Below are 12298 nucleotides of genomic sequence, written 5' to 3' on the forward strand. Positions count from 1 at the left end.
TGCATCGCTATTCCGTTGAAAAAAATCTTTGGCAAGTTACAGAATTTGGCAGTAAATGCGACGAGAAGAAAAAAAAACGTTATTTTTTGATTAATATTTGAATCAATACCCAATAAATTCTAAGATGTTGTCTATTGATCTGCATGGCTATTATCAAATTGATACCAATTTATTTTTGTTGAAACGCGCATCAAAATTGCAAGGATGATGAAAATTCCAATTGTTCCTGCGATAAGTGAATAATCTCGAAGTTGCATCAGGATATAGATAAATAAATAAAATAAACCAAGAATGGAACTTAGCAAGACAGCAGATTTTTGATCTTTGGTAATTGATTTAATAAAACTGCCAATCAGCATCACCGTTGCTATGGAAGCTGTCAGGTAGGCTAGATTGAACCCAATATGCTCGGATAATGCAAGCAGGAGTGTGTAAAAAAGAACCATTGCAGCTCCAATCAGGATATATTGAATGATATGGATCCGTTTCTTCTTGATCACCTCGGTGAATAGGAGGGAAGTAAAGGTCAGGATGATAACTAAAATACCATATTTGGCAACTCTTGTCGTTTTCTGATAGTTGTTGATTTCTGGTAGGAAGTTAATGGTGATCATATCGGTATTATCCAACAGACTATTTACTGTGGTGACGGTTGAACCGGAATTTTGGGCCGTCTTCTGCTCATTGCTATCGCTGGTGTTTTCGAGGTTGGTATCAAATTGATAGAGGGGGCGGGCGTCGCCTGTCCATTGCTGCGACAGTTTTCGGTTGAAAGAAGGTATTTCCCAAGATGCTGAGAAATTTGATGTTTCGGTGTTCCTTTTACTGGGCAGAAATGCCCCGCTGAAGCTTGGGTTAGCCCAGTTGCCCCTAGCCTGGATATTTGTCTGATCACCAAGCGGAAGAAAGTTCAATGATTTGGACCCTTTGAGGTTTAGTTTTATTTTGTAAATATTGTTCGTTTTCTGCGGATCCAGCGGGACAGTACAGACTAAATTTTGATTAAATAATTTGAGATTATTGAAGTCTGGACCGAAAGTCAGCTCTTCTCCATCCCAATTCAATGAAGGCCTTTTACCCAGGCCTTTAAAATCCTGAATGCCAAAAATAAGCTTGCTGCCTTTCCAGTCAATATCCTCCTTGGGGATCTCAAGTTTTTCGAGTGAGACTCGATCGAAGGAACCTTCTAATGTCATGTTGCTGTTGTAAACTACGGAATTATAAATACCTCTTGAAAGATGTTGTGGCATTATATCGGTTGCGATATTGGACGTTTTGGGTAAGACAAATATCCATTTTAGCTCTTCTCTAAGGTTAGATTTTTCCGCTTTTTCGGCAGAAAGTGGGATAGTCTCGCGATAGGGGATAGCTAGCAGAGGACTGGAGATAACCTGATCCTTCCCCCAGTTTAAAGCAATTCCTGTAGATACTTCCTGTTCCCTATTTTTCCGTTCTGCGATTAAGTCACTTATTAGCGAAAGCGGAATGAGTAATATCAGGGAAAGAAAGAAGATGACAAATAGCTTTAAGACAGTAGAATTGCTGATTTTCTCAAATAGCGTTGATTGTTCTATTGGTGATGAATTGTTGTTGTCCATGATTTTAGCTGTTTAAGTTTATTTGAATATTTTTACTGTATAATGCAATTTGAAGCTCTGTTAGCTGCCAATGCAAGATGTCTTTAAATTCTAACTGGTGAAAACTTTGAAGCGATCGGCCTTTCTGAAAATGCTTTTTGTAATAGCCGATGTGTTCCGGAAATAAGATGCTACCAATAAAAATCATGGCCATGAGATAGAGACTGATCTTTCCATTGCCTAACAACAGAAACTGCATAGCGATTTCATCCTGTATCTCCGTTCCTGTTTCAGTCAGGATATGAAAAACATCATGGTTTTCCAATTTTGGCATCACATCAAAACCTTTACTTTCATAAAAAAGTCCCAGGTTGTGGCCAATGCTTCCAATGGGGTAGGTCATAAAATCTATTTTGGAGATACCCCATGCTTTTTTGTTCCATTTAAAGATGTCTGCATACACTTTGGAAGACCAATTATAGAGGTGCAGCATCAGTCTCAGTCTAATTTCTTTCATTTAATTGTGTTTTAAAAGTACTTTGATTTTCAAAGTAAATGAGTAAAAAAATTATTTGTATTGCTGTTTTATTAAATTTTCAAGTGCAATAAGATGGTTTTCAAATGCTTTTAGCCCTTTTGTTGTCCTCTTGTACCTAGTGTTCGGCTTGCGATCGACAAAGCTTTTTTCGACTATAATATATTCTTCCTTTTCCAGCGTTTTTAGATTGGAAGCAAGATTGCCATCAGTTACATCCAACAATTCTTTCAATGAATTGAAATCATATTCTTCATTTGCGGCGAGAACACTCATAATCTGGAGCCGTACTCTGTTTTCAAATATCTTGTCATATAAAGAAAGATCTAATTTCACGATTCGTACTTTTTGTAAACGATAAAACCATAAATGATGTGTAGCACACCAAATCCTAATCCCCATAATAATAACCCGTTGTCCGGGAAACATAGAGCAATCAAACCCAGGCAGATTTCCAGTATACCCAGGCCTTTTGCTTCGGCAAAGGTATAGATACTACCCGCAGTCAGTGCCAGTCCATAAAAGATCAGCAGCATAGCAGCAACCAGCTGGTAGTAGCCTTGGACAAAAAACAACAAGGATATCATGCCACCCGTTAGTAAGGGGATTGAAACTGCAAATAAAAGAGATTTGCTGGTAATGTTCCAAATTGACTGCTTATTTTTTCTCGCCTTTTTACGTGCCATTAGCCAGCCGGTTACTAGGGATGATAAGAGGACCATGAGCGCAATCATTAAAAACAGTAGGGGCCTATTCAGATTTTGGCCCAATAGTAGAGCGGTACTTTCGGGTTGGTGTATAATATAGTATCCCAATAGCGTTCCTACTAAAGCGTAGCAGCCCATGAGTACACCCGATAATCCGCTTATAGAAACAAATTTGGACGATTTCTCCATTAATGATCTGATCTGCCCAAGTTCTCTAAATAAATCTTTCTGTTCCATAAAAGTACTTTGATATTCAAAGTAAATGAATAATAATGAATTATACAAGAGCAAAAAAAAATATTGAAAAAAAGTAAAAAAAAGAGTAAAAAATACTTGCAGGATATAGGTTTGGTTTCTATCTTTGTGGCATCAAAAGAAATCCTAATGCGGAAGTGGCGTAATTGGTAGCCGCACCAGACTTAGGATCTGGCGCCGCAAGGCGTGGGGGTTCGAGTCCCTTCTTCCGCACTTGATGTCCTCCCGAACTTAAAACCTCGGGAGGATTTTTTTATGAATGCGATATAGCTAAAAAGAGTATGAATATTTCACACGAGAATGTAGATGCAATCAATGCGGTAGTTAACGTCGCATTAGCACCTGAAGATTATAATCCTCAAGTCGACAAAGAGATTAAAGCGCAAGCTAAAAAAGCAAAATTGCCAGGTTTCCGTCCAGGTCAAGTTCCTGTAGGGCATATCAGACGTACTTATGGTAAATCTATTTTATTTGATGAGATCAATAAATTAGTGAATGAAAAAATCACCAATTATATTGCTGAAAATAAATTAGAAGTTTTGGGCCAACCACTTCCTTTGGAAGATGATGCACAATACAGCTGGGATTTTAAAGACAATTTCAACTTCAAATATGAAATTGGTCTTGCACCGGCTTTTGAATTACCTTTTACTGCTGAGACAGAATTTACTTCTTACGAAATCAAAGCTGATGAAGAGACATTAGCAGATCGTATCAAAAACTTGCGTCGTAGCTATGGAAAAATGACTAATCCAGAAGTATCTGAAGAGGGTGATGTATTGTACGCAACGTTGAAACAAGATAAAGAAGAAGGTCTTGAGAAAACAACTTCTATTCGTACAGATATCGTAGAAGATGCAAAGATCAAAAAATCATTGGTTGGTCTTAAAAAGGATGATGTTGTTAAGATTGATGTTAAGAAAGCTTTCAAAACTGAAGATTTAGCACGTATCTTAGGTATCACTGAAGAAGAAGCGACAGCGTTAGACGTAACTAAATTTGAATTGACTGTTAAGAACATCAACCGTTTAGAGGAAGCTGATCTTAATCAAGAATTTTTCGATAAATTATTCACAGAAGGTGAAGTAACAGAAGAAGCTCAATTCACAGAAAAAGTGAAGGAAGAAGTGGAGAACTTATTCAAACAAAATTCAGATCAAAGATTACGTAATGATATGTATACTTTTGGTATGGAGAAGGTTGATGTATCTTTCCCGGAAGAATTCTTGAAAAGATGGTTGAAAGCAACTAACCCAAGTATTTCTGAAGAAGAATTGAACGAAGGTTTTGCTGATTTCTTGAACAACTTGAAATGGACGATCATCGAAAACCGCGTTGTTACTGAAAATGGTCTTGAAGTTAAATATGATGAAGTTATCAATTTAGCAAAAGAACGTATCTACGCTCAAATCAAAATGTACAACATTAACGAAGAACCTTCTGATGAGCAATTGAATCAATTTGCAATTCAATTGTTACAAGACAGAGAACAAGGTAATCGTTTGTTCGAAGAAGCTAAAGCTTTAAAAGTATTTGATCACTTGAAAGGTTTGGTGAAATTGAACGCTAGCGATATTGAATACAAAGAATTCGAGAAATTAGCATAAGCTATTTTTGGATAAAAAGAGAGTCCCTTCAATCTATTTGGAGGGACTTTTTTTTCGATGGTATTTTGTCTTACTGAAAAGACCTTTTTGTTCACATTTGCTCCTGTTGATGCTGATGATTTCAAGAGGGGTTTCTCCTTAAGTTTTTGATAAGTGCACCTTAAATCTTCATTCTTACCGTTCTTTTGTTACTTGGTTTAGGCGTAAATCGAATATAGCTTGGTCTATGAGCTGTAAAAATAGCAAAGGAGGAGTGAGTGAGCTTTTATTACTAACGCATACAAAATGCGAATCGAATATAGGGATTAGTTCGCCTTGATTTTCTTTGTATCGGTGGGGGTAGTAGGGATACTTTTCTTACCAAATGGGAATAATCTTTTTAAGAACTCCGAGAACGTATTGAATTCCTGCCGATAGAGTAATCCAAAAGCGCTGATATATTCGCCATCGTTGGGGCTGAGTAGAAAGTTACGGGTATTGAGTCGATTGGAAGCCCGTAAGACTAAGCGACCATCCTTTCGTAAATAAAACATGGCCTCGGCATCCGTTGAGACCCGATCTGAAAACACATTTAAATCCGTTAGGGCCTGACTTCTTCGGTCGGAAATACCTCCAGTCAAAACAAGTCTGTCGTTAAACAAACGAAGCGAGGCTGATGCGTCGTTTAAAGATTTGATATTAATATCAAAGAAGTTGATGTTGAGCGACTGCGCGATGATGTTGTTGATCTGGTTGAAAGCTATCTCAGTTCCTGCAGATAACAAGGTATTATTTACTTCTTTACCGAAGTCTGTCTGTGTACCAGGGGTAAAACTTCGTCTTACGATCAAGCTAAGCGCTTGTTGATTCACATTGTTAGCATCCGAAAAGTATCCTTGCAATTCATCTTTAACTCCGGGGTTCTGTGGAAAGTTGATATCGAATGTAATCTCAGGTTGACCTAATTGTCCTTTTAGAATCATGTCGGCCTGCGCCAATACACGCTCTGGGTTCTCTTCCCGCCCAGCTGCATTATACAAAGGGGCCAAGCTTGTTCGCTGTTGGTAGATGGCGTTGATATTGATATTTGCTTCAGTTGGATTTCCAGCCCAGCGTACTGTTCCACCTTCTTTGAGGTCAAAAATTTTGTTGATATAATCCTGTGCTGTGAAATTGAATTTTCCGCTGTTGATGATAAAATCCCCAAACATTTCAAAATCACCTAAAGAAGATATGCGCATGTTGAGATTACTATTTCCCCTTCCCGATAACTCGCCCATACTGGAAAATAGATTTATTTCTGCATTTGGATTGATCAAGAGGTCCATATTCATCGTCAGGCCATTGAAATCCCGTTTTTTCGTGTTTTTCTTTGTTTTAGTAGAGTCTTTCTCGATAAAATAGATGAAGTCAGTGTCTGAAATTGTACTGGCGCTATTGAAAGGGATATTGATAACCGTATTTTCTTCAGATTTAGCACGGATATTAATGTTCATGGCAGAAGTTAATCCTTTGAATTGGAAGGTTCCCGAGGCGTAGGCAGTTCCATAATATACATTATTGTCTTTTATCGTGGTATTCAATATCATGAAATTCTTGGTTTCCGCAGTCACATCGATATCGGGATCACTTAATTTATTGAGGTCCACAACACCATCAATGGTCGCGACATTGTTTTTAGGATCGTATACTTTTAGTCCTGTTAGAAAGATTCGATTATTGGTAACAGCAATTTCGTCAGAAAGTCGGTAGGGTGTTTTGAGGTAATTGATGACCATTGAAGCGTTATCCAATTTTCCAGAACCCGTAATTTTAGGATTCAGGATATCGCCTTCGATATCGAGGTCTGCATTGACCTTGCCCTGAATATTGGATACCAGGCTTCGTAAAAATGGCTGGAAGACGAATACATCCGTGTTTGCGAGTTTAGCTTTTAGATTAAGCTTATTGGTTTCGCTCAGATGGTTATAGGAGCCCTGCAATTGAATCAATTTATTGCCTTCCTCTATCTTGCTATCCAGTTTGACCAATTGATTTTCGGGGTCATAATTAGCATCCAGCGCTAATGATCCGATTGGAATATTGTTGTATAGGATAGGTGAAGTTTTTATGTTGGCAACTATAAAAGGGGATTTAAAGACTGAGTTAACTTCAATGTTTCCGTTTAAGTTGCCGGATAGATTGATGCCATGTGGCTTGGTGACCCCATTTAAGGACGTAAGATTAAAGTCCTGAAATTTGAGATTGATCTGATCGCTGACTTCGTTGGACAAGATCCCGTCGATATGAACTTTTTGTTCATCGTGACTCAGTGTCAGTTTTTCAAAGTACCATTTTCCTTTTGATATTTTCAACTGTGCATCATTATTGACAAGCCATCGTTCTTTATTGATTAAGATATTCGATGGATAGAAATTGATATAGGCAGGTTGGGCATGGGCAAAGCGAATGACGCCATTAAGATCCAGGCTGTTACTTGCCTCCAGTTCCGACATTTTGATATTGAATTGTAAACTGTCGTTTGCTAAAGTGTTTGAAATATTGACATTTTTAATATAGGTGCTGTCAGTAAAATTAATCCGGTCTATGGAGGTTTGTAGTTCCATATTCTTCAAATTGGCATTTTGATCGACAATAAGGTGAGTCAGTCTGATGCCATTGTATTTGAATTCTGGTGCGTAAAAATTAAAGCTAGCTGTTTGCTTTTCACTTTCAAATTTTGCATTCAAAGTTGCGCCACTGTCTAAAGCAATGTCCTTTCTAAAGAATGTGGCAATAGGTTTGAAGGAAGTTATATTAACATTCAGATCAAAGTCCTGACGGTTAAAGCTGTTGTTTTCAAACCCTATCGCTGGAGCGTAACGCATAGCTAACGCTTTAAAATAAGGAACTATCGTATTGAGATCTATCCTACCTTTAAGATCAATATGTCCGATAGCGGATTGTAAGCTTAGGGAACGTGCATTTTCATCTCCTTCGGCTAGGAAATTAATGTTTCGGATAACAAATTGTCCCTTAGAGGAAGTGAAATTGAGGCTGTCTGATTTAAATTCGCCGGTAATATTATTGATGTTGTCCCCAATTAAACTGGTGTGAAATTTTGTGTTAATAATGTTGATGGAATCCCCCTGAAAGAAGTTGAGCTTTTTTAGATTAGCTTGCTTGATATCTGCATCCAGATGATAGTTGGGCTTGACAGACCAATCGATATCTGTGGTAAACTGTAGTTTTAAATTTGGATCATATATTTGCCCTGAAGCAAGAATTAACTGTTTATCCGTATTTCCTTCAATTTGTATATGTTGATAGCTGTAATTCTTGAAATTAAAATTACTAAGATCTCCTTTTATCTTTAAGCTCATTTTCTTAGGATCGGTACCTGTTCCGTCAACCTGTAAATTGAAGCCTGTTGCTCCCAGATCTTTTAATTTTGTTATCTTACCTACATCGAACTTTTTAGATTGAAAATTGCCCGCATATTTTATTTCCTTCTGGATATCCAATAAGGCATCAGCCTCAACATTACCGATCGCAGTCGTGAAAACTCCCTTTGTTTTAAATTTATTGTATAGGCCATTTAGGCTACCCTTGAATGAAAATTTGTCAAAGACCTGAATAATTTCAGGGAGTTTAAAATTCTTTAGATTTCCAAGGCCGCTAATAACCGCATTTAAATCTTTGTGCTCGGATGAAATTTCTACCTCGGGAACAATAAATTTAGTTTTATCAATATCCGGTAGACCGATAATCTGCAAATCACCCGCTAAACTTGTTTCCTTTCCAATAGTTAAATCGACCTGTGATGCGTTTATCGAAGATACCGTGCCCTCCAAATTTGCTCTCTTTATACTGACATCGAATTTGACCTGATGCATAGGTGAGGAGAAGAAAGCAATATCTTCGGAGTGAATGCGTGAATCCCGTGCACGGAGTTTGACATGGACTTTATTGATGAAGTCTGAAAAGTCATCAAAGCTTTTGTAGCTTAGTTTAATGTAATTTTTGAATGTAGAATGATTGGTGGCCAGCATAAGTTCACTAAGTTCGATACCTGTATTGCTTATCGTTGTGCGGGCAAGTAGACCTTTGATCACCAAACCTTTTTTTTCATGCAGGTTGAATGTCTTGATATCTGCTGAAATTTGATTAGAGTCAATTTTTATTTTATCAAAATGGGCATTAAGTTTTGATATCCCCAAATCCCCAAAATCGACCACTTTATTGTAATGCTTGCGTTTATGATTAACGTAATTGAACGCATTATTTTTGATAACAAGTTCCTTTATATCAAAAATGATTTTTTTTGAACTTTTCTTTTTTTCTTTCTTAGGTGGGTTAAAATAACGAATCAAGAATGAAATGTTTGAGCTGTCTTGAAATTGTTCAAAGGAGGCTTCGGTATCTTCGATTGTTAGTTTGTTGATCACAATTTTGTTCAGCTCAAAGAACTGAGATAGATTGACATTGGCTTCTAGTTTTCCTGATTTTAATATTTCTTTTCCCTGTGGGCTGTAAAGCTGAAAATCTTCTACGACAATTGATCTAAAGGGTTTGAAATAGATGCTTTTGAGGCTTATTTTCGTGTTTAGTTCGTTGGATAGATAGTCGACAACTTTTTGAGCAACATAGTTTTGTACCGGTTTCAACTGTAGAGATAACGTCAATGCAAGCAGTATAACGAATATACTACCCAGGACTATTGACACTATTTTAATTATTTTTTTGATACTTTTGTATTAAAATTTATTACCTCCAGCTATGGCTATTATTTTAGGAATTGAATCCTCTTGTGATGAAACCTCCGCTTCTATCTGTATTAACGGTGAAATTCGTTCAAATGTTATTGCAACTCAGGCAATCCACGCAAAATATGGTGGAGTGATTCCCGAGCTCGCTTCACGTGCTCATCAACAAAATATTATTCCAACGGTGGAAGAAGCCATTCGCCAAGCAAAAGTAAGCAAAAATCAAATAGATGCAGTGAGTTTTACGCGAGGACCGGGATTATTAGGTGCACTTTTGGTAGGAACATCCTTCGCTAAATCATTTGCACTTGCGCAGAATATCCCTTTAATTGATATAAACCACATGCAGGCGCATATTTTGGCGCATTTTATTGACGATCCGAAGCCTAGTTTTCCATTTTTATGTCTTACGGTTTCTGGTGGGCACACACAGATTGTATTGGTTAAAGATTATTTTGAAATGGAACTTTTAGGAGAGACATTGGATGACGCCGCGGGAGAGGCTTTTGACAAAACAGCTAAAATTTTAAATCTTCCTTATCCTGGTGGACCACTTATCGATAAATTTTCAAAAGAAGGTAACGCGGCTGCTTATAAGTTACCTGAACCTCAAATCCCAGGCCTTAACTTTAGTTTTTCAGGATTGAAAACGGCGATACTGTATTTAGTTCAAGATCAATTGAAGCAGAATCCGGATTTTTTGACTGAAAATATGGCCGATCTATGTGCAAGTGTACAATCCCGTATTGTTTCGATCTTGCTGAATAAATTAAAAAAGGCGGCGAAGGAAACAGGTGTAAAAGATATTGCGATAGCGGGTGGAGTTTCGGCCAATTCGGGCTTGAGACAAAGCTTAATTGAGATGGGGGAGAAATACAACTGGCGGGTTTTCATTCCTAAATTTGAATATTGCACCGATAATGCTGCAATGATTGCTATCGCCGGTTATCATAAATTTTTAAAGAAAGATTTTGTAGGCCAAGATGTTGCTCCTATGGCTAGAATGCATATTTAGTTAAGTAGGCATTTTAAGTTTCCCTTGGCAATTTCATTGTGCAAGGGAAACTTAAAATAGTTATATTTTATAAAGGGGAACTATATCCATAGGCTTGTGCTGCCGAGGTAAATACGTTTTTATTTGGCTGGTAGAAATTCAGTTCATAGCCTTCAGCTCCCCAAAAGATACTGATAAAACTAATCCCTTGCTCAGAACGCAATACAGTTAATATCTGAAAAGCTTCATTTTCAAATTGGCCACCGTCATCAACACGCCAGGTACTGATATCATCATATAAAGCCGGAAAATCCAAATTGATCAATTGTTCATCCTTCGCGTAAGAAAATACAGCTAAGGCAGAATCTTGCTGGTTTTCAAACACGGTAAGATTAAACTCGGATTGATCGTCGAGGACTGCCACAGTGGTACTTTTGTTAATCTTCCTGTTGTACTTTTTTTCAAGTTGCTCCTTAATTTCGGGTGAGGTTTCTTTTTGAACTTTTGTAAACTTCTCAATTTTGTACTGGTCTAAAAAAGCCTTGTTGACAAGCATGCCAAATTCGCCGGATTTAATTGCTTCACTAATTTTAAATAACGAACCTTCACTATTCGCAAAGTTCTGCGCCGTCTGTCTGCCGTTATTCTCTTTGTTATCTGTTTTATTCTGTACAAACTCAAGCGGACTGATTTGATTCTCCACAATGACGTAATTGTATTTCTCAGGACCTTCCATTGCTTGATCCATGGGAAGTGCAATCAGTGAATCCTTTTGTTGGTTTAGAAAACCAAAATATGGCGAAATTGTCTTTTCCTTATTTTCATTCTTAATTGCAGTTTTGGATTGAGTTTGATTGTTTCCGCAAGCGTATAATGTAAGTAGAAAAATAGCTGAAAAAAGTGATTTCATAAGCATCTTTAAATTTTTTGTGAAATATAAGGCTTTCGCGCATCATAATGAAAAGATTTAAACTTTAATGTTATGATGAACTCTAAATTGAATATCTACCGCAAAGAATGGCTGGATGTTATTTTTGCTGGTCGCAACAAAATGTATGGCGCCTATGAGTTGCGCAATCTGTCTAATAAAGCAACAAATATAGGTTTGGGAATTGTTGTTTCTTTTGCAGTTTTACTGATCGTAGGTTCCTATGGGTATAATAAATATTTTAGGAAAACTGTTCCTGTTGTGACATATACCGTCCGCGATCTGGGACCTGAGGTATTGGAAGAAATTCAAAAGAAGGTAGAGGAGAAAGAGGAGGTTCCTGAAGAACCTGTCATGATGAAAGAGAAAGCCCCGCAGCAGGTTGCGCAAGATGTATCCAAATTTGATCTGGTGAGAATGCCTGATATAAAAGTGGCCAAAGCAAATCAAGTTACGGAAGAACTTGTGAGCCAGGATGAATTGAAAAATCCCAATACAATGACCTCAAGGATCACATTAAAAGCAAGTCCATCAGGTACATATATTGCGCGCGGTGAATTTGGTTCTTCAAAAAGAGATGGTGATATTACGGGCAAAGGGGTGGGATCTATATCCGGAGGTGGAACTGATGATAATTCAAACAATCCATTTACATCTGTAGAAATTATGCCAACACCTGTAGGCGGACTCCCTGCCTTTATGAAATGGATTGCTGAGAACTATAACTTTCCACAACAGGCTTTGGATCAGGGAGTATCGGGTGTTATAGAGGTTTCTTTTGTCGTTGAAAAAGATGGAACACTAACAGACATTGCGGTTAAACGTGATATGAAATTTGGTACGGGAGATGCTGCTATAAACTTATTGAAGAAAGCGAAAAAATGGAAACCAGGAGTGCAAAATGGACTTAAAGTACGTGTAGCGTATACTCTACCGATCCGTTTAAGTGCTGTTTCACAATAAATGCTTCT

Annotated in this window: 9 protein-coding genes and 1 tRNA gene; 4 read left to right on the forward strand and 6 right to left on the reverse strand. The window is 37.5% G+C overall.

The window, feature by feature from the left end; all coding sequences use genetic code 11:
- Positions 1-131: 131 nt before the first annotated feature.
- Genes creD through B3C94_RS13400 form a run of 4 tightly spaced genes read right to left on the reverse strand, consistent with a single transcriptional unit; the run spans position 132 to position 3056 of the window.
- Entirely contained in the window at positions 132-1598 is a 1467-nt protein-coding gene (gene creD / locus B3C94_RS13385) for a cell envelope integrity protein CreD (protein WP_293904443.1), read from the reverse strand.
- 4 nt (positions 1599-1602) lie between these two features.
- Complete coding sequence (locus B3C94_RS13390) at positions 1603-2094, reverse strand: Coq4 family protein (RefSeq protein ID WP_293904445.1); 492 nt, start codon at positions 2092-2094, stop codon at positions 1603-1605.
- A gap of 51 nt (positions 2095-2145) precedes the next feature.
- Positions 2146-2448, reverse strand: a complete 303-nt coding sequence (locus tag B3C94_RS13395) for a winged helix-turn-helix domain-containing protein (RefSeq protein ID WP_075991269.1) — start codon at positions 2446-2448, stop codon at positions 2146-2148.
- Entirely contained in the window at positions 2445-3056 is a 612-nt protein-coding gene (locus B3C94_RS13400; RefSeq protein WP_293904448.1) for a hypothetical protein, read from the reverse strand. The genes B3C94_RS13395 and B3C94_RS13400 overlap by 4 nt, the downstream gene beginning before the upstream one ends.
- Before the next feature lie 149 nt (positions 3057-3205).
- On the opposite strand from B3C94_RS13400, the gene B3C94_RS13405 reads away from it, so the two are divergent.
- A tRNA-Leu gene (locus tag B3C94_RS13405) sits at positions 3206-3287 on the forward strand.
- 68 nt (positions 3288-3355) lie between these two features.
- Complete coding sequence (locus B3C94_RS13410; protein ID WP_293904450.1) at positions 3356-4681, forward strand: trigger factor; 1326 nt, start codon at positions 3356-3358, stop codon at positions 4679-4681.
- Between the two features lie 305 nt (positions 4682-4986).
- Here the strand turns inward: B3C94_RS13410 and B3C94_RS13415 are convergent, their stop codons facing one another.
- Entirely contained in the window at positions 4987-9366 is a 4380-nt protein-coding gene (locus B3C94_RS13415; RefSeq protein WP_293904452.1) for a translocation/assembly module TamB domain-containing protein, read from the reverse strand.
- Positions 9367-9418: 52 nt separating this feature from the next.
- Between B3C94_RS13415 and tsaD the strand changes: the two genes are divergently transcribed.
- Positions 9419-10420, forward strand: coding sequence for a tRNA (adenosine(37)-N6)-threonylcarbamoyltransferase complex transferase subunit TsaD (gene tsaD / locus B3C94_RS13420; protein ID WP_293904454.1), 1002 nt, complete (start codon positions 9419-9421; stop codon positions 10418-10420).
- A gap of 67 nt (positions 10421-10487) precedes the next feature.
- Here tsaD and B3C94_RS13425 read toward each other — a convergent pair whose 3' ends face one another.
- Positions 10488-11309 (reverse strand): hypothetical protein, encoded by an 822-nt coding sequence (locus B3C94_RS13425; RefSeq protein ID WP_293904456.1) that lies wholly within the window; start codon positions 11307-11309, stop codon positions 10488-10490.
- A 72-nt stretch (positions 11310-11381) separates the two neighbouring features.
- Here B3C94_RS13425 and B3C94_RS13430 point away from each other — a divergent pair, with 72 nt between their 5' ends.
- Positions 11382-12290, forward strand: coding sequence for an energy transducer TonB (locus B3C94_RS13430; protein ID WP_293904458.1), 909 nt, complete (start codon positions 11382-11384; stop codon positions 12288-12290).
- The last annotated feature ends 8 nt before the right edge of the window (positions 12291-12298 follow it).

The organism is Sphingobacterium sp. UBA5670 (genome assembly GCF_002420705.1).
Classification (GTDB): domain Bacteria; phylum Bacteroidota; class Bacteroidia; order Sphingobacteriales; family Sphingobacteriaceae; genus Sphingobacterium.

What these genes read in the sequence shown, in the direction of transcription:
- B3C94_RS13400 (WP_293904448.1), bottom strand. Translation starts at nt 3,056, where the DNA reads ATGGAACAGAAAGATTTATTTAGAGAACTTGGGCAGATCAGATCATTA.
- B3C94_RS13425 (WP_293904456.1), bottom strand. Translation starts at nt 11,309, where the DNA reads ATGAAATCACTTTTTTCAGCTATTTTTCTACTTACATTATACGCTTGC.
- B3C94_RS13410 (WP_293904450.1), top strand. Translation starts at nt 3,356, where the DNA reads ATGAATATTTCACACGAGAATGTAGATGCAATCAATGCGGTAGTTAAC.
- creD (WP_293904443.1), bottom strand. Translation starts at nt 1,598, where the DNA reads ATGGACAACAACAATTCATCACCAATAGAACAATCAACGCTATTTGAG.
- tsaD (WP_293904454.1), top strand. Translation starts at nt 9,419, where the DNA reads ATGGCTATTATTTTAGGAATTGAATCCTCTTGTGATGAAACCTCCGCT.
- B3C94_RS13430 (WP_293904458.1), top strand. Translation starts at nt 11,382, where the DNA reads ATGATGAACTCTAAATTGAATATCTACCGCAAAGAATGGCTGGATGTT.
- B3C94_RS13390 (WP_293904445.1), bottom strand. Translation starts at nt 2,094, where the DNA reads ATGAAAGAAATTAGACTGAGACTGATGCTGCACCTCTATAATTGGTCT.